The following is a 17,946-nucleotide window of genomic DNA, read 5'->3' as shown; positions in this document are numbered from 1 at the left end:
GGGAATTACAGCAGCCTGTGGAGCGGGCCTGTTGCGATACTGAATGCAGGGATTGTCATGTGGATGAGGTAACCAAATGCAAAACGTAATGGCTGAACAACAGCAGGACGCCTGGCAGGATAACGCAAACTATCTTGATACCCGTGCGGCTTATGTGCCCCGTGGTGTGGTCACGGCTCACCAGCCTGTTATTGAACGTGCGAAAGGCAGTGAAGTCTGGGATGTGGAAGGTAACCGCTATCTTGATTTCGTTGGGGGAATTGGTGTGCTGAATGTGGGCCATAATCACCCGGCGGTCGTGAGCGCAGTCTCACAGCAACTGGGTATGGTTTCCCATGCCTGTTTTCAGGTGGTTGGGTACCCTGGTTATATTGAACTGGCAAAACGCCTGAGCAAGTTAGTCGGCGGCGATATTCCTTTTAAAAGCGTCTTTTTTACCAGTGGCGCGGAAGCGGTAGAAAATGCTGTCAAAATTGCCCGGGCAGCGACAGGGCGTAGCGGCATTATTGCCTTTGATGGTGCGTTTCATGGCCGGACTTTGCTGGGTTGTACACTGACAGGGATGAGCCAGCCGTATCGCCAGAATTTCGGCCCGTTCCCGTCAGATATTTACCGCATGCCTTTCCCCAACCCCTATCACGGTGTAACAGAGGCGGATTGCCTAAAGGCACTGGAAACGCTGTTTGCTGTGCAGACTCTGCCTGAGCGGGTGGCGGCAATTATCATCGAGCCAGTTCAGGGGGATGGCGGCTTCTTGTCTGCTGGGGCAAGTTTCATGCAGGCACTGCGTGAGATAACCGAAAAGCATGGCATTTTGCTGATTTGTGATGAAGTGCAGACCGGGTTCGGGCGCACAGGTTCACTGTTCGCTTTCCAGCAAATGGGCATTGTGCCGGATCTGGTGACTGTGGCGAAAAGCTTAGGCGGCGGACTGCCTATTTCCGGTGTTGTTGGCAAAGCAGAGTTGATGGAGGCACCGTTACCGGGTGGCCTGGGCGGAACGTATGGTGGTAACGCACTGGCCTGCGCGGCAGCACTGGCGGTACTGGATTTAATGGAGCAAGGGCACTTGCTTGCCCGGGCGGTGGAACTGGGTGAACGCTTGCACAGCCGCCTACGGCAACTGGCGGAGAAATATATCTGCATTGGTGAAGTACGTGGTTTGGGCTTTATGCAGGCTGCGGAAATCATTGATGTAGAAACAGGTAAACCGGATGCTGAATTAACTCAGAAAATTCTGGATTGTGCCTGCCAGGAAGGGCTGTTGCTGATTAAATGTGGGCTGCACCGCAACACCATTCGCTTCCTGGCCCCACTGGTGACCAGCGATTCCCAGCTTGAAGAAGCGCTGCATATCTTTGATATCGCGCTGGCGCGAGCAACAGGCCGCTTAGGTTAATGTGTATTCCTCATTGATATTGTTAGTTTTCTTACGGAAATGCGTTGCAGCCATCCCTAATATTGAGGCTGGTGCAACGCCCCGAAAGCGTGGTATATCAAGAGAAAACCTGCGCAATCTATACCCAAAATAATCTGCGTTTCAGGGCAGCCTGAAACTTGAAATATTAAGGGAATAACAACAATGAGGGTGCTATGAACGGCTTATTAAAACTCGACCGCATCGACATTAATATTCTGGTGCAACTGCAAAAAGATGGCCGTATCAGCAATGTTAATCTTGCCGATGCAGTAGGGCTCTCACCCAGCCCCTGTTTACAGAGAGTTAAACGCCTGGAGTCCGCCGGGTTTATTACCGGCTATGAAGCACATATCAATCTTCCCAAGATAACCGATTCCGTGACCGTGTTTACTGAAGTCACGCTGGCGGGCCATCGGCGGGAAGATTTTGTGAAGTTTGAAAATGCTATTCGTGACGTTGATGAATTAATGGAGTGCCACTTAATTACCGGTGGCTATGATTACCTGCTTCGCTTTATTACCCGCAGCATTGAGCACTATCAGGATGTTATTGAGAAGATGCTGGATGCACGTATCGGGATTGATAAATACTTCAGTTACATTGTGATTAAATCACCCATCTTAAAAAGCAGTGTACCGCTGCGCACACTGCTTTCCCGCCACACGCAAATTGAGTTCTGACCACTACCCCGCCGTTTTCATGGCGGGTTAGTCACTTTTGTCTGGAAACCTGCTTTTGCTGCTGACCAGGGTTTACTACTGATCAGGGTTTACTAGGGACCAAAGTTTGCAGAGCTGATTATTTCCATTTTTTTAATACTGTGTATCCCTGTTGGAACAGCGTTTTGAACCGCTGTTCTGGTATAACATGTAATTAATTTATCATACCAATGGCCGGATGGGGCCCGGCAAAGGGGAAGCCACAATGGCAATTTCTGATTCTTCGGCCGACGGCAGCATGCAACCGGAAAAAAAACGTCGGGCGATTTCTGGCCTCGCATTATTAGTGGCCAGCGCATTTTTCATGGAGTTTCTCGACGGAACTGTTATCGCCACCGCATTACCCGATATGGCAAAAGCCTTTGGGGTGACCGCAGTGGATTTAAATATTGGTATCAGCGCCTATCTGCTTACCCTGGCCGTGTTGATCCCAGCCAGTGGTTGGGTGGCCGAGCGGTTTGGCGCCCGCACTGTGTTCAGTACCGCGCTGCTGATTTTTACCGTCTCTTCCTTGATTTGTGGGTTAACGCAAAACGTCACTGAGTTTGTGGTGATGCGCATTATTCAGGGAATTGGCGGAGCCATGATGGTGCCGGTTGGCAGGCTGGTGGTATTACGCACCACACCCAAAGATCAACTGATTACCGCCATTGCCACTCTTACCTGGCCGGCATTAGTTGCGCCTATTTTGGGGCCACCCATTGGCGGGTTTATTACCACTTATGCCAGTTGGCACTGGATTTTCTTTCTGAATGTTCCATTTGGGCTGGCAGCGATTGCCTGTTCATTAAAGATGATGAGCAACCAGAAACCGATGGAGAAACAGCCATTCGATACCCAGGGTTTTTTCTCTGTGGGCCTGTCAATGCTGTGCCTGGTTGCCGGGCTGGAAGTGTTCAGCCAGCAAAATGAAAACCCCTGGTATGGGGCCGGGTTACTGGTTATAGGGCTGGTGTTTCTCGCCTGGGCCGTACGCCATTTATTGCGTAGCCCCGCGCCTCTGGTACAACTGCGCACGCTACGTGTACCGTCGTTTCGTGTCACCATGCGTGGCGGTTTTGTGCTGCGGGCAACTATCAGCTCCGCGCCTTTTATGTTGCCGTTGATGTTCCAGGTTGGGTTTGGCATGGATGCCTTTCACGCCGGTTCACTGGTGCTGGCCGTGTTTGCCGGTAACCTGGCAATGAAACCCGCTACTACACCACTGATACGTTATTTTGGGTTCAGGAAGCTGCTGTTAGGCAATGGGGTATTGTGTGTTCTGTCGCTGCTGGTCTGTGCGTTGCTGACACCTGATTCCCCGCGCATTCTCACTCTGGTCATGCTGTTTTGGGGCGGGCTCAGCCGCTCAATGCAATTCACCGGCATCAGTTCGCTGGCATTTGCTGAAGTACCGGCCCAGGAAATGAGTGGGGCAAACACCCTGTTCAGTACCTCTTTGCAACTGGCGAGTGGCCTGGGGGTCACGCTGGGTGCGTTGAGTATCCGTGCGGGTAGTCTGCTGACATCCTGGCTGCCAGAGGGTGTTGCGCATGAGCCGGGGATGGCATTTCGCCTGGGGTTTGTGGTGATTGGCGTGCTTACAGCCATTGGCTTATGGGATATTACCCGCCTGGCACCGGACGCCGGGATTAATGTGTCACAAAAGAAAAAATAACCTGTGGCGGGCTATTCAGGCCCGCCAGAATATTAACACCCGGCTGCAATATAATCGCCATTAGCACTAACAGGAATGACGGTTAAAAACAGCACAGTGGCGAACAGCACCAGTATTACCCCACCCAGCACTCGAATACAGGGTAACAGCCACTGGCGGTTAGCGGTGTTACCGCCAAACAACGCCAGTGTTTTCTCCCGGGCGTAACGCACCGCCAGGGAAAGCCCCATAATCGATAAACCGGTACCCAGCGCCATGGTCATGACTGCGGCAATTCCCCAGGTCACAATGCCCAGAGCATTAGCAAACATCAGAATCATAATAGCGCCACTGCAAGGGCGTGCGCCAATAGTGAACATGACACCCAACCGGGTTTTCCAGCTTGCCTGAGCCAGTGGCACAACAGGAATATGGTGGTGTGAGCAGCCACAGTGTTCATGGTGTGTGTGGGCTGTAGCAAGAGCAGGCTGGATACGCCGAATAGTTAGCTTGCGGGGTTGCAGGCTTTTCAGTGCCTGGAAAATTACCCACAGGCCAAACAGACCAATAAATACCGCGCTGATTTTCTCAATATACCAGCGGCTTTCGCTCAGCGAGCCAGAGGCCAGGTTAAACCCTACCGCCAGAATAAACACAAACAGAATCGCGCTGACGCCCTGTAACAGGCTGCCAATAAACGGGATAACTCGCGTGATTGTGGTGTTTTCCTGGTGGGTGGTAATCCAGGTGGTGACAATAAATTTGCCATGCCCTGGGCCAATGGCGTGCAGCACGCCGTACATAAATGAACCCACTAAAAGCCACATCCCACCTGAATATTGGTGGTTATTCAGTTGCAGCAAGTACATCACCAGGTAGCGGTGTAGTGAGATTTGCACAGCCAGGCACCATTGCAAAAATGCGCCCCAGTGAGCATGCAGTAAAATCGCCGCAGTAAGTACTACCAGCACCAGCAAGGGCAGCGCGGTATAGCGGGTAGTACGGGAAAGAGAGTGTGTCACCATAACTGTTCTCCGGTAAGTGGGGAAAGTATGGCGTAATTAGCGCCCATAAGGCAGTTTTTTCTGGCCGGTTACCGGTCAAATAGGCAGCCAGAAAAGACGCTGGCTGCCTATTTAGTGACTTATGCGGGATTAACTTTGCTGGCCTGCATAACGGCTTGCCAGGTTTTAAAACCGCCACTCAGGTTACGGGCGCGAAAACCCTGTGCGGTGAGAATACGATACGCAACATGGCCACGTAGCCCGCTTTGGCAGCCAATCAGGATCTCTTTGTCTTTTGGTAGCCTGCCCAGATTTTCCCGAAGTGTATCCAGCGGGATTGATAACGCGTTGGGGTATTCACCAAATTGCGTCAGTTCGCCGGGGTTACGGATATCTAGCAGGCACTGGGTTGCCGGGTCAAGCTGCTGAATGTCGCTGGCGTGGCAAATCGCTGTGTCACCGAACAGCACGTTGGTTGCTACCATACCGGCCTGGTTTACCACGTCGCGCGCACTGTTAAAGGGGGGCGCATAGGTCAGTTCCAGGTGTTCAAGGTCTGCTACTTTCATGCCTGCCCGCTGGGCGACAGCCAGCACATCAATGCGTTTATCTACCCCGTTTTGCCCACTGGCCTGCGCACCGAGGATCGTACCATTTTGCGGATCAAACAGCAGTTTAAGGCTGATCATTGCAGCACCTGGGTAGTAACTGGCGTGATCGGCACTGTGGACGTACACCTTTTCATAGCGGCGGCCGCGTGCAGCCAGTTGTTTCTCATTCGCGCCACAACTGCCAATACTGAGTGAGAAAACTTTGCAGATGGCGGTTCCCTGGCTGCCGCGATAAGTGCTTCCCCGGCTCATGAGCATATTGTCGGCAGCGATTCGCCCCTGACGGTTTGCCGGGCCTGCCAGAGGAATTAATGTGGGAGACTGGAATACCAGATCCTGGGTTTCGACGGCATCGCCTACGGCATAGATACCTGGCACCGAAGTTTGCATTTGTGGGTTAACCCGGATACCGCCGCGTTCACCTGTGGCAATCCCTGCTTCTGTTGCCAGGCGGTTTTCCGGCTTCACGCCAATCGCCAGCAACACCATACCAGTACGTAATTTTTCCCCGGTGGAAAGCTCAACGCTTAACCCGGCAATATCACGCGTAACTTGTTGCAGCGCGGTTTTCAGGCGCAGGTCAACGCCATGGTTGCGAATTTCCTGGTGAAGTGCCGAGGCCATCTCCGGGTCTACGGGGGCCATCACCTGGTCGCCCATTTCCAGCAGTGTTACGCTCATGCCACGTTCTGCCAGTGCTTCCATCACTTCGAGCCCAATAAAACCACCGCCCACCAATGTGGCATGTGAAACATCGTGTTGTTTTATCCAGGCGAGAATGGCGTCCATATCATTGATACTGCGCAGGGAAAAAACACCGGGTTCGTTCAGGCCGGGTAACGGCGGCACAATGGGGGCCGCACCGGTGCTGAGCAACAAACGATCCCAGGTTTCGGTGTAGCTTTCGCCGGTTGTGAGATTTTTGACGGTGACGGATTTCTGTTCTGGATCAACGGCGAGCACTTCATGGCGCACGCGAACATCAATGTTGAACCGGGCTTTAAAATCCTGGGGTGTTTTCAGGATTAGCGACTGGCGTTCAGGAATGACGCCGCCAATATGGTAGGGCAGGCCGCAGTTGGCGAATGAGACATACTCGCCGCGCTCCAGCACAATAATTTCTGCTTCTTCACTCAGGCGTCTTGCCCTTGCCGCAGCAGAAGCGCCACCGGCAACACCACCAACGATTACAATTTTCATCATATCCTCTCTTAAAGCCTGTTCGGGCAGGCCGACATTTGCCCGCAACTGGGTGGGCAATGCGCTGATCCTTCATCGATCATCCGAATAATCGGTGAGATTAAGCCTGGTTCGTGTAACCAGAAAAAAGCGTGACAGCGCCTGAAAGACTACACTATACTTAATAATATTATATAAAATCATATATTGTTGGATGTCAATGATGCCAGAGCACGATCAGCAAGATTTTTATGCAGTGATGAAACTCGCGGCCGAGGGCGCTGCAGATGTGCTTCGCGGCCTGTCAAACAGTGATCGGCTGCTGCTGATGTGCCAGTTAAGCCAGGGCGAAGCCAGTGTGGCGCAACTGGAAGAGGCTGTGGGGATTCACCAGCCTACGCTTTCTCAGCAACTGGGCGTAATGCGCCGCCTGAAACTGGTGGAAACGCGCCGGGAAGGTAAGCAAATTTTTTATCGTATTGAAGATAAACGTATTTTATCACTACTCACTACGTTGTATGACCTGTACTGCCCTGTCCAGAAAGGCGGGGAATAAGGAGTACCAAATGACGATTAATTTTGCACAGTTCACGCCGGTTACCAGTTTCAGTGGTGGGTTGCTGATTGGCCTGGCGGCGGTTGTGTTGATCCTGTTTTGTGGGCGTATAGCCGGAATCAGCGGCATTCTTGGCGGCATGTTGCAGCGGGAGACACGTACTGAAGGTTGGCGTATTGCATTTCTACTGGGCCTGATTGGCGCGCCCGTGTTGTATGTGTGTTTCTTACCCTTGCCGGACATCAGCCTTGCGGCCTCCACGCCTCTTATTCTTATTGCCGGGTTATTGGTTGGTGTGGGGACGCGTTTAGGTTCCGGCTGCACGAGTGGGCACGGGGTGTGTGGGTTATCGCGTTTTTCACCACGTTCACTGGCTGCAACGCTCACGTTTATGGCGGTGGGTTTTGCAACGGCAACATTATTGGGTTTGCTTCGGGGGTAAAGATGATGCGGATTCTCGTTTCGTTTATTGCGGGCCTGGTATTTGGCCTGGGGCTTTTGGTTAGTGGTATGGCTAACCCGGCGAAAGTGAAGGGATTTCTGGACCTGGCTCACCCATGGGACCCTTCGCTGGCGCTGGTAATGGCTGGGGCTATCGCGGTTGGGGTTGTGGGTTTTAGCCTGGCAAAACGGCGTAAAACTGCGATTTGTGGCGGGCCGGTTTCGCTACCTACCCGCCGCACGCTGGATAAAAACTTGTTCATTGGCGCGGTTATTTTTGGCCTGGGCTGGGGCCTGGCCGGTATTTGCCCAGGGCCTGCTCTGGTGCTGGTTGGGGCCGGTTATCTGAAAGGCGTATTGTTTACCCTCGCGATGCTGGTGGGGATGTGGCTGGCAGGCACCCTACGCCCGGTCTCGCATTAACGCGGATGAGTTGGCGATGCTTATTCGGTTTTCTGAAATAGCCGGATAAGCACCGCTACTGTCCAACTGACCATCAGTGTTCCTATCAGGCCCTCAGCGGCACCTGTCAGGCGGAATTCCATTGGTAACAGCACATCACCGTAACCGACGGTGGCATAACTGGTCAGAGAAAAGTACATGGCGGTTTCAAAATTAGGCAGCGCGTGTTCAACGGTATAAAAAATGGCAAATATCCCGGCTTCAAGGCTGTGGATTAATAATACGGAAACCAGTACCAGAAACAGCCGGAACAGTTCTCGGGGAGTATGTTTTTTATCGCCGGGCTTGATGCGTAGCATCAGTAACGTCCAGATTGAATGCATTAGCATTAAAATCGCGATAAGAAAGACCAGGTAATAGAATTGTTTAATCATACCCAAACCTGAATAGAGGTTAATGTGAGGTGTTTCCATTGCGGTAAGCACCCGGTTATTTTTCGTATAAGCACCTGCTACAGGCCACTCAATAAAAAGGTATAGCACCAGGCTGGTGAGTTATCACCGTTTTGTAATTTATTTCTTGTATTTCATCGTAGTGCGGGGGTTTTGTTACCTGAGATGTATTCAGAATCAGTAGACATTCACCTGCTAACCCCAGAGTACACACTCCAGGGGAATGCATCGCCTATGGTAGGTAAGTTAACACACTAATTTAACCAGAGATTTATTATATTCTCAGTATGCTCATTTATTGGGAATAATTAATTCCCTGCATTATTTACTAATTGTACTTCGGTGATTTCCATTATTTAAATGAAAAGAAATAACAGGCCTTATTATTGCCATTCATTTGAATCCTTTGGGTTATTAATTCGGTTAATAATGCTTATTAATATTTATTGTTTTTAGACTAAAAAGTGTGCGTGATAAATTTCACAATAATCTTCTTGAGAAAGGTCTTAATACATTCTATGTTGCTTAATCTATTTGATGATGGTTCACTGGCAGCGCATGGGGTGACCACGCTGTTACAGGAACTAACCCAAAATATTCAGCTGTGTACCACTCCGGTATTTGTTTGCAGTATGGGGATGTCTTACTCCGATAAAACCCACCAAACAATTAGCTATATTAATGATAACCCATCTATGGTGGTTATTATGGTAAGCGCTACAGATATGGGCGTGTTTCGCTGTAAAGAATACCTGGAATTACTGGGCAGCCGCTTGATTTGTATCGATAGTACCTGGTCGGTAGAGGCTATTCGCAGCAAGCTGACTGGTGTGGTTAACTCATTGCCTTCTTTGGCAATTTCAGGAAGCCTGGCGATTCAAAGCGAAAGTGGTCGCGTATCGGAACATGGGTCGGCCCTGGGGTTGTTGAGCCCAACAGAAAATACGGTACTTAAACTGATGCTGAAAGGGTATGACCACCGGTTGATTGGTCGTGTGCTCGGCATATGTAATAAAGCGGTTAGTCGCCATAAACGCAGCCTGATGAATAAATTGGGTGTTGATACACTGGCTGGCTTACATGTCTATTTTTGTATGGAAAGTATTTTAACCGGGAATGTTGCCAAAACGACTGTACCCGTTACAACGGATATTCAGCAGTATGAGGCGTTTCTTATGTAAGTCTGCGCAGTGGTGCATTTCGGGCCTAAAATGATGTTGGATGCGTGACGAACTGATGCCAGCGGGAGAACCAGGATGTTGCAAAGTAACCTTGCGAAAGTCATTAAATATGACGTCAATTTATTAGTCACATTGTATTTTTTGCTGAAAACCCGCCAGGTCAGTAAAGCGGCCACTCAGTTGTTTATTGGGCAGTCTGCTGTTAGCCACCAGTTGGCCCGTTTGCGTGAAGTGTTTGATGACCCGCTTTTGGTGCGTTCTGCTCATGGCATGATGATGACGCCTTTTGCCCAGCGCTTGTATCCAACACTGGAAATTATGGTGGCCGATCTGGAAGGGATTTTTGATAAAAACCAACCGGACACCGAACCCCTGCCCATGAAAGAGACTTACCGGATTTGTGTGCCGGATGATGTCTATATCGATGAAGTCTCGTTACTGTTTTATGATTTTGCCCATAAAGAAGGGCTGGAAGGGAAAGTAACCTTTGAAGTGTTCACTCGCTATGATCAGTGTATTCAGGATCTTAACGATGGAAAAATTGATTTCTTTTTTGGGCACTGTAATAGCTTATCGAATAATGTTTGTGTAAGTGAATTGGTTGAGTTGGAACACTTTTTCACTGTGCGCAGAGGCCACCCTTTGGCCGGGCGGCGCGTGACGTTGCGTGATATTTCCCGTTACCCCTGGATTGAGCTGATGTTCCGTGAACAGCTGGACCTGGTTATTCGCCAGTGCTGGGGGGAAACCATCAAACATATGCGTTGCACCCTGAAAACCTCTTCGGCCAGTGCCGCGCTGGCACTGATAAACCATTCTGATTCTGTGTGCGTATTTTCTGGCGATGTCATTGAACGCCGTGGGCTGGAAAAACTACGCCTGTCGGAGCCTGCCCTGAAAACAAAGGCTTACTTGTACTGGCACAAAGTGGTGGATAACGACGGTTTTCACCGCCATATTCGCGAAGGTTTGCTGCGCCGCTATGTGCGGGAAAGTGTGTTTGTGCAGTGAGTGAATGCGCGATGCGGGTTGGGCTGTGTGGCGAGCGTGCTGTAATTATTTTAAGCGTGGTTGTTTACACCGTTTTCTTAAAAATATTCTTCCTTCGTGATGCGCTGAGGTACTGCCAGAATTTTTCTTTCACCAACTATTGATGGTGTTTCGCGTATCTGTTCTCCTCTTTTCACCCCGTTGGCGTTATTACATGCCTAAGTTTTGCGTACTGGGTTCCAAATAAAAACAGTGTGTTAGCCTGCCGGGAAAAATCCCCGGGTGATGGCTGACGCCTTACCCGGGGGCTATGCTTACGCTCTGGCAAATGCGGCCGCTTCAGCAACCAGCGTATCATCTGGGCGTATGCCGGGGAGTACCAACAGCGCTACCTCCTGTAGGGCAATCACTTCCGCGCAGCCAGACATGCCGAGCGAGGTGATGTTGACCAGAATATTCACCGCATTTCCTTCCGGCAGCGGCTGCAACTGGAGGCTGTACTGGTTCGCCAGCACCAGGCCATTATCGCGGCTGCGGGCGGCGATAATGTAGTTCAGTCCCAGCTTCTCATATAACTAGTTATGAAAGTGAGTGCCGGGACGACCGGCCAGAGACATGCACAGTAGTGCATCGCGATTAATCATGGGTAATATCCTCTGCATGGGCCAGAAGATACTCTTCCGCCTCTTTTGACCAGATACCGTGATGGCGTTCCATAATCACCGCCAGTTCCGGGTCGGTAATTTCCCCCAGCGCTGTTAACGGTATGTTTTTCGCGGTATACACCAATTTTTTACCGCCGCCAACCTGCGGTAAATCCAGCGTCGTCTCACCCGCCGCGTTCAGCCCCAGAATATGGGTCACCACTTTCGCGGTCTGAACTTTTTTCGCCTGCATTAATTCTACGGCGGCACGCATGTCGTCGGTATTGCCGCCGGAGGTACCCACATAGTGGGTGAAGGCGTAATGTATATCGTAAAAATTTATTGGCGCGCTGAACTGTTTATCTTGCGGACCGGCAAAGAAGTTCAGACAGCCGTCTGCGGCCAGCAGCGATGAAGCCATAGTGATCAGCTGTTCGTTAGGGACGAAGACGAAAATATCATCAAAGCCGTGGCCGCCGCTGAGCGCCAGCAGCGTTTCGCGGTTGGCGTCATTGCCATCAAGATAGTGAATCAGCGTTTGCGGTTCGGATGGATAGTGCCGACGCGCATAGCTGAGTTTCGGTTTATTGGTATCGGTGACCACCAGCAGCGCCGGGTTGATCGGGCCATGCAGCGCGTAGTCGATAGCCAGCAGCCCCATTGGGCCGGTGCCGCCAAGGATCAGCGTGCGCCCCTGCGGACGAATCCCCATTACGTGGTTATAACTGCCTTCCTGCAGATGATAGTTGGCGTTGAAGGCACCGATCACGCAGGAGAGGGGTTCTACCAACGATCCTTCAAACCATGTATCGCCTTCCCAGCAGAGCAGACAATCCTGTTCCATGACCTCATTGGGGATCACCACGTGAGTCGCTTCCCCGCCGATCCAGGGGAAGGAATAGCCGGGGCAGTCCGGACGATCCGGCAGTTGCAGGTTGGCCTGAATCACATAGCGCTGACCGGTGTGAAATTTGTGCTGCCACTTTTTGCCGACGGCGATAATTTCACCGCAGAATTCATGGCCGATAATGATCGGGTTGGTCGCCACATCGTCCGGTACTTTTTTATGTGCCTCGCCCTGATTAGCCTCTTTCCAGGAGGAGAGGCACAGACTGTCGGTGACCACGCGGGCCAGGATTTCATCATCCTGCATTGCCGGGAGTTCGAAGGTTTCCAGGCGCAGATCGCGTTTACCGTAAAGACGCAGGGCCGTTGTTGTTTGCATGTTTTCCACCTCTATCCCCTTCATCTTTCGAATGACAGCAATGCTGGCTTCCTTCACGCATCCCGACCACGCAGTAAATCTACGCTCTGGGGAGAGATCCAGTCGCCGCCTTTCCGTACGCCGAAATTTTCTGGGGTTAACTTGTTGAAATAGCCCCGGCATCGCCGGGGAGGAATAATCAGGACAGGAAGCCCAGCGCGTTACCGATAATCCCCAAACCGAACAGGGCGAAAATCAGCCATACGGGATTCACTTTTTTATTGAGCAGACGCACCATCAGCAGCGTCAGCCCCAGAGCCAGAAGACCAGGGCAGAGTTGATCAAGGATGTTCTGCACGGTCATGGTGACAGTGGCGCCGTCGGCGCCAGGCGTCTGAGAGACCACCAACGGCACGTTGATGGTGGTCCATTTGGTCACCAGTACGCCCATCACAAACAGGCCGAGAATGGACGCGCCTTCGGTAAGTTTTTGCAGCAGATTGCCACCCATATCGCTGACGATGCTGACTCCCTTACGAAAGCCCAACTGTAGCCCGTACCATTTCATGGCCAGACGTACTGCATTAAAAAGAAAGAAGAACAGCAGTGGGCCAACAATATTGCCGGAGAGCGCCAGCGATGCGCCGAGTGCGGCGGTAATCGGCCGCAATGTACCCCATACCAGCGGATCGCCAACGCCTGCCAGCGGCCCCATCAAACCAACTTTGATGCCGTTGATTGCACCATCGTCAATGGCGGCTCCGTTAGCTCGCGCTTCTTCCATCGCCACCGTCACGCCAATCACCGGGCCGCAGACCGCCGGGGTGGTGTTAAAGAACACCAGATGGCGTTTTAACGCGGCGACCTGATCCGCTTTCAGCGGATAGAGGCGCTTAATAGCCGGGATCATGTCGTAGCAAAAGCCCAGACCGTGAATACGTTCAAAGTTGAATGACGCCTGCTGCAGATTGGAGCGCAGAAACATGCTCACCAGGTCGCCTTGGGTAATTTTTTTCTGTTCCATGTTGGGCTCCATCAATCATCAAGCTGGTCAAGGGCGGTGGACGTGGTGGCTGCGGCCTGCGGTTCAGATTTGCGCCACTGTGGATTCAATTGGATATAAATCAGCGCCATGATTATCCCCACCCCGCCGAAGGCCAGCAGGCTGAAGTCGAGATAACCGCCAGCGAGGAAGCCAAGGAAGAAGAAGGGCATCAGATACTTCACGCCCATCATGCGCAGCACCATCGCGTAGCCGACCACCACGATAAAACCGCCGGCGATTTGCAGACCGCGGGTGACGAATTCCGGGATGGCATTGAGCATATTGCTGACCATATCGGCGCTGACGAACAGCGATACCACCAGCGCGGGGATAGCAACGCGCAGCGCCTGGACGCCCAGCGCGGAGATGTGCAGCAAATCGATTGTCCCAAAGCGCGCCTCTTCCGCCGCTTTATCCGCTGCGTGCTGGAATACCACGGTAATGGTGCGGGCGAACACGGTAAGCACCTGTCCCGCAGCGGCGACTGGTAGGGCGATGGCTATTCCGGTGGCGATGCTTTGATGGCCGACAATCACCAGGATTGCCGAGATAATGCTGGCCAGAGCCGAGTCCGGAGACTGTGCCGCGCCGACGTTCATCCAGCCCAGCGCGATCAGCTCCAGAGTGCCACCGAGCATAATGCCGGTTTTTAAATCACCGAGAATCAAACCAACCACGGTGCAGGCGATGAGTGGGCGGTGTGTCTGAAATTCATCCAACACGCTGCCCATTCCGGCAATACAGGAAAAAATAAATATGGCTATTATTTGTAGGGTATTCATTTCCATAATTTGTTACCTCAAGGGTATAAGGTTCCCTGCCTGTTACGGCATTGACACGATGTCTTTCAGACTGCCTCCGGAATGACTGTGTAATAAATACAGGCGTTTTATTTATTCCGCGAATGACTGCTCTTTAATTTTTTCCATAATATTAATGGATGGATCAGATGCGACGACACGTAAATCCAATTTTACGCCAAGACTATCCAGTTCGCGGAAAGATAAAATATCATTGTCATCTAAAGATACGGCTTTAGTTAATTGTTTCTTACCTGGCCGCCAGGCCATTCCGCCAATATTTAATGTGGCAATTTTTACTCCGTGTTTTACCATCGCTAAAGCATCTTGCGGATTGGTAAATAAGTAAAAAACAGTTTCGTCTTTATATTGAGGGTTATGGTATACCGCCACCGCCTTTTCAATATTGACCACATTAACCTTCATACCCGGAGGCGCAGCCTGGCGGAGTAACGTGCGGCGAACGTCATCGTTATAAACATCATCATTGCAGATAATAATCCGCTGTGCGTTGGCTACTTTTGACCACACGGTAGTGACCTGACCATGAATTAAACGGTCATCAATACGCGCAAGTGTAATGTTCATCAAAAATCCTCCTCAATGGTTTCCGGCTGTTGCCAGGTGACGCAGCACTGGCTGGCGATGGTCTCCAGGTGTTGGCAGAGTTCATCCGCATGCAGCGTTTGCTGGTTATCCACCAACTCCAGAGCCAACGGTAACGACAGGCCGCTAATAACCCGTAGCTGCGGGTTATTCATCGCCAGCCCTGCGGCGGCATTCCACGGGCTGCCGCACTGTAAATCTACTGCGATAACCCACTCTTCATCATTGTGAACGCTCACTAACTTTTTCAGTTTACAGGCGATATCTCCGGCGTTCTCGCCGGGGATAAATTCCACGGCGCTGACGTTGACATCGCCGTAGACCATGCGTACCGAATCGAGCATGGCGCTGGCCAGTTGGCCGTGGGCGCAGAAGATAACGTTAACCATATTTCCCCCTTAGCCGCGCGTTTTGCCGCCAGCGATGTTAGTGGTTACTCCGGTGATATAGCTGGCGCGTTCTGAGAGTAAATAGCAAACAAAATCAGCAACTTCAGAAAGACGACCCGAGCGGCCAATTGGAATCGCGTTTCGGGTATAGCCATCGCGCAGTTGCTCAACGGTGATGTTGCGGGTCCAGGCCAGCGCCTCTTCATACTCCGGCGTACGCAGTCCGGTTTTTTCCAAAATCCCCGGCGCAACGCCGACCACGCGGATACCGTGTTTGCCCAGCTCTTTCGACCAGGAGCGGGTAAAGCTATTTAGCGCCGCTTTGGTTGCCGCATAGCAGCTCTGGCCTTCGGACCCTTCCAGTCCGCTTTCAGAAGAGACGTTAACTATTACCCCGTCGCGTTGTTTGACCATCTGGCGAGCCACCGCCTGGGAGAGTAAAAAAACGCCTTTCTGGTTGATATTGACCATTTTTTCAAAAGCGGCTTCATTTAATTCATAGCGACCAGCTGGCGATTTTTCATCGACTAATAAACGTGGAAAGTTCACCCCAGCGTTATTAACCAGACCATCAATCCGACCAACTCGTTGAATAATACTTGCGACGGTTTTATTAACCTCACTGGCACTGGAAATATCCGTTGGCCAGAAAGTATAACTTTCGCTGTTGTGATATTTATCACCGCCATGAATATCTATCATTTGCACGTTAGCACCCTGGGCTAATAACTCATCGACGATAGCTAAACCAATTCCCGAAGCGCCACCGGTTACAATAATTACTTTATGTCCTAAATTTAACCATGTTTCCATTATCGACTCCTGTTTTCTTCAGATAAAGGGATCCCCCGCAGGCATACTGCGTGAAATGATATTTTTGATTTTTAACTCAGTAATGACTCTGCGGTTTCTCTATTTGTCACCAGACAGTTAATATAATTGCCGTTTAATGCACCAAGAATACCGGAGTATTTTTCTTCGCCCATCGCAATACCCACGGAATAGCGAGCATTTTTCAGTTTCGCCATCTCAATAGAGAGCGTTTTCTCGCTCATGGCGGTTTCTACCGTCGCACCATCAATATTGAAGAACCGTGAACAGATATCGCCAGCAACACGACGGGCATTGAGGTCATCGCTCTCTTCGCTGCCATAAAATGCGTGCCAGTTAGCGCCATTGCGAATCGCCGGAGAGCCAATGCCCACCAACGCGACATCCAGGTTTTCCCAGTAAGCGGCGATGGTTTTAAAATGCTGAGACTGCATAATACCGTTACGAATTAATGTGTTATCAAGAAGCGCCGGAAAATCGGCGAGATGCGATTCGGCTTTCAGCTTCGCTGCCGCACTGTAGGTCAGCGTATTAACGTGGTAGCGGCTCTCCAGTTTGCCGGATGGGCCGCCGATAATCGGCACGCAGATAACCTGGCGGGACTGGCTGGCCTGCGGCAAATTTTCCACCAATGCCCGCACCGCGCGCCCCCAGGAGAAACCGATGATATCACCCGGCTCCAACAATCGGTCAACCAACTGTGCGCCGTGCTGGCCGATAACGTTGAGTTGATCCTCTTCCAGAAGAGAATCACAGGCCGCCACAACTGCCTCTTTGAGACCAAATTTTTGTTTGAGTTGCTGCTCAAGCCACAGGTTTTCGTTGTAGTCATAATTGATGGCGATGGTGACGATGCCCTGCTCGCGGCCGCGCTTCAGCAGGCGGCTGATGGTGGTGCGATAGATCCCCAACTCGCGGGCGATCTGCGCCTGGGTCATATCCTGCTCATAATAGAGTTGGGCGATTTTCACAATCAGGCGGATATCGTCACTATTTTCTATCGTCATCTTTCGACTCCTGCACATTTGTGCAAATCACATATTTGCTGCTCTGATCTGATATAACCCGATCAAGAGCGGACTTTAAAGAAAGTTTTATCTATTTCATGCTGATATGACGACGGTTTCTGTTGCACATTTGTATTATGGAGAGGTGGTTTATGGCACTTTTGTGCTTATGACGCTAACGACCTGATTCTTCTTTATTTCACTGGGTAAAGTTGCATCCGTTTTAATGGCACACTTTTGTGTTGAAAGGCGCGATAGATCACATTTAGCGTGAAGTGGCGAGAACGCGATTATTTTTTATTGTTCGCAAGGTAGGGTATATTTCGCGTTTTATACATAAACGCATTCGAGTTTTATCAGGGCGGCAAGCGCGCCACTATTGGCGATCAGGTTAAGTCGGGCGATGTGGTTAAGGTCAATGGCCGATTGATGGAGCCACGTGAATCGAACGATTTCGTGCTGATTGCGCTGAATAAACCCGTCGATATTGTCAGCACCACCGAAGGTGGCGAACGCGACAAAACTGTTTATTTCGTTCACCACAGCAAACATGTTTTTCCGATCGGTCGTCAGGATAAAGATTCCCAGGGGTTGGTTTTTCTTTCACCAACTATTGATGGTGTTTCGCGTATCTGTTTTCCTCTTTTCCCCCGTTGGCGATATTACATGCCTAAGTTTTGCGTACTGGGTTCCAAATAAAAACAGTGTGTTAGCCTGCCGGGTAAAATCCCTTGCGGTGCTCTGTGCTCAACGGTATCTTTGCCCGGCACCTGCAAAATCAGGTGCCGGGATTAGCCTCCTGAAAATTGTTACAGGCGACACATGACGC

At 51.0% G+C, this 17,946-nt stretch carries 18 protein-coding genes and 2 pseudogenes; 9 read left to right on the top strand and 11 right to left on the bottom strand.

The features are described 5' to 3' along the window. The first annotated feature begins 76 nt into the window (after positions 1–76). From gabT to LC084_RS19980, 3 genes are all read left to right on the top strand, one after another. The gene (gene gabT / locus LC084_RS19990; protein ID WP_226573273.1) at positions 77–1,399 is read left to right on the top strand and encodes a 4-aminobutyrate--2-oxoglutarate transaminase; all 1,323 of its coding nucleotides are present in this window, start codon (positions 77–79) and stop codon (positions 1,397–1,399) included. Between the two features lie 194 nt (positions 1,400–1,593). Then, positions 1,594–2,100 carry an Lrp/AsnC family transcriptional regulator gene (locus tag LC084_RS19985; RefSeq protein WP_036103266.1) on the top strand — a complete coding sequence of 169 codons (507 nt, stop codon included), beginning with the start codon at positions 1,594–1,596 and terminating at the stop codon, positions 2,098–2,100. 244 nt (positions 2,101–2,344) lie between these two features. Further along, complete coding sequence (locus tag LC084_RS19980) at positions 2,345–3,796, top strand: MFS transporter (protein WP_404808800.1); 1,452 nt, start codon at positions 2,345–2,347, stop codon at positions 3,794–3,796. 32 nt (positions 3,797–3,828) lie between these two features. On the opposite strand, the gene LC084_RS19975 is transcribed toward LC084_RS19980, so the two are convergent. Together LC084_RS19975 and LC084_RS19970 are read right to left on the bottom strand one after the other, a co-directional pair. Beyond that, positions 3,829–4,800, bottom strand: coding sequence for a nickel/cobalt transporter (locus tag LC084_RS19975; RefSeq protein WP_226573271.1), 972 nt, complete (start codon positions 4,798–4,800; stop codon positions 3,829–3,831). 119 nt (positions 4,801–4,919) lie between these two features. Then, on the bottom strand, positions 4,920–6,590 hold the full coding sequence (locus LC084_RS19970; RefSeq protein WP_226573455.1) for an FAD-dependent oxidoreductase: 1,671 nt from the start codon (positions 6,588–6,590) through the stop codon (positions 4,920–4,922). A gap of 238 nt (positions 6,591–6,828) precedes the next feature. Between LC084_RS19970 and LC084_RS19965 the strand changes: the two genes are divergently transcribed. The 3 genes from LC084_RS19965 to LC084_RS19955 are packed head-to-tail and all read left to right on the top strand — an operon-like array spanning position 6,829 to position 7,989. Beyond that, positions 6,829–7,125 (top strand): ArsR/SmtB family transcription factor, encoded by a 297-nt coding sequence (locus tag LC084_RS19965; protein ID WP_226573454.1) that lies wholly within the window; start codon positions 6,829–6,831, stop codon positions 7,123–7,125. A gap of 10 nt (positions 7,126–7,135) precedes the next feature. Continuing rightward, complete coding sequence (locus tag LC084_RS19960) at positions 7,136–7,567, top strand: YeeE/YedE family protein (protein ID WP_226573270.1); 432 nt, start codon at positions 7,136–7,138, stop codon at positions 7,565–7,567. 5 nt (positions 7,568–7,572) lie between these two features. Then, on the top strand, positions 7,573–7,989 hold the full coding sequence (locus LC084_RS19955; protein WP_226573452.1) for a DUF6691 family protein: 417 nt from the start codon (positions 7,573–7,575) through the stop codon (positions 7,987–7,989). Positions 7,990–8,009: 20 nt separating this feature from the next. On the opposite strand, the gene LC084_RS19950 is transcribed toward LC084_RS19955, so the two are convergent. Beyond that, positions 8,010–8,402: a potassium channel family protein gene (locus tag LC084_RS19950; RefSeq protein WP_226573268.1), complete on the bottom strand. Its 393-nt coding sequence runs from the start codon at positions 8,400–8,402 to the stop codon at positions 8,010–8,012. Positions 8,403–8,938: 536 nt separating this feature from the next. On the opposite strand from LC084_RS19950, the gene LC084_RS19945 reads away from it, so the two are divergent. Together LC084_RS19945 and LC084_RS19940 are read left to right on the top strand one after the other, a co-directional pair. Then, positions 8,939–9,601 (top strand): helix-turn-helix transcriptional regulator, encoded by a 663-nt coding sequence (locus LC084_RS19945; protein ID WP_226573266.1) that lies wholly within the window; start codon positions 8,939–8,941, stop codon positions 9,599–9,601. Between the two features lie 75 nt (positions 9,602–9,676). Continuing rightward, the gene (locus tag LC084_RS19940; protein WP_226573264.1) at positions 9,677–10,612 is read left to right on the top strand and encodes a LysR family transcriptional regulator; all 936 of its coding nucleotides are present in this window, start codon (positions 9,677–9,679) and stop codon (positions 10,610–10,612) included. Positions 10,613–10,905: 293 nt separating this feature from the next. On the opposite strand, the pseudogene LC084_RS19935 reads toward LC084_RS19940, so the two are convergent. The 8 genes and pseudogenes from LC084_RS19935 to LC084_RS19900 form a co-directional block, all read right to left on the bottom strand. Further along, positions 10,906–11,235 (bottom strand): annotated as a pseudogene (locus LC084_RS19935) (hypothetical protein). Beyond that, positions 11,228–12,460: an L-sorbose 1-phosphate reductase gene (gene sorE, locus LC084_RS19930; RefSeq protein ID WP_226573450.1), complete on the bottom strand. Its 1,233-nt coding sequence runs from the start codon at positions 12,458–12,460 to the stop codon at positions 11,228–11,230. The pseudogene LC084_RS19935 and the gene sorE overlap by 8 nt, the downstream one beginning before the upstream one ends. Before the next feature lie 178 nt (positions 12,461–12,638). Continuing rightward, positions 12,639–13,463 (bottom strand): PTS system mannose/fructose/sorbose family transporter subunit IID, encoded by an 825-nt coding sequence (locus tag LC084_RS19925; protein ID WP_226573262.1) that lies wholly within the window; start codon positions 13,461–13,463, stop codon positions 12,639–12,641. A gap of 11 nt (positions 13,464–13,474) precedes the next feature. Further along, positions 13,475–14,272 (bottom strand): PTS mannose/fructose/sorbose transporter subunit IIC, encoded by a 798-nt coding sequence (locus LC084_RS19920; protein ID WP_226573259.1) that lies wholly within the window; start codon positions 14,270–14,272, stop codon positions 13,475–13,477. A gap of 105 nt (positions 14,273–14,377) precedes the next feature. Next, positions 14,378–14,872, bottom strand: a complete 495-nt coding sequence (locus tag LC084_RS19915; protein ID WP_226573257.1) for a mannose/fructose/sorbose PTS transporter subunit IIB — start codon at positions 14,870–14,872, stop codon at positions 14,378–14,380. Beyond that, positions 14,872–15,279, bottom strand: a complete 408-nt coding sequence (locus LC084_RS19910) for a mannose/fructose/sorbose PTS transporter subunit IIA (protein WP_226573255.1) — start codon at positions 15,277–15,279, stop codon at positions 14,872–14,874. Before LC084_RS19910 ends, LC084_RS19915 begins: the two co-directional genes overlap by 1 nt. A 9-nt stretch (positions 15,280–15,288) precedes the next feature. Continuing rightward, on the bottom strand, positions 15,289–16,092 hold the full coding sequence (locus LC084_RS19905; RefSeq protein WP_226573253.1) for an SDR family oxidoreductase: 804 nt from the start codon (positions 16,090–16,092) through the stop codon (positions 15,289–15,291). Positions 16,093–16,163: 71 nt separating this feature from the next. Continuing rightward, a complete protein-coding gene (locus tag LC084_RS19900) occupies positions 16,164–17,117 on the bottom strand; it encodes a sugar-binding transcriptional regulator (protein ID WP_226573252.1) in 954 nt (317 codons plus the stop codon). Positions 17,118–17,450: 333 nt separating this feature from the next. On the opposite strand from LC084_RS19900, the pseudogene LC084_RS19895 reads away from it, so the two are divergent. Further along, positions 17,451–17,750 (top strand): annotated as a pseudogene (locus LC084_RS19895) (23S rRNA pseudouridine(2604) synthase RluF); the annotation flags it as partial. Positions 17,751–17,946: the final 196 nt, after the last annotated feature.

It is taken from the genome of Mangrovibacter yixingensis, assembly GCF_020523985.1.
Taxonomy (GTDB): domain Bacteria; phylum Pseudomonadota; class Gammaproteobacteria; order Enterobacterales; family Enterobacteriaceae; genus Mangrovibacter; species Mangrovibacter yixingensis.
Note: the sequence above shows the minus strand (reverse complement) of the source record. Positions and strands in the feature narration are given on the sequence as shown.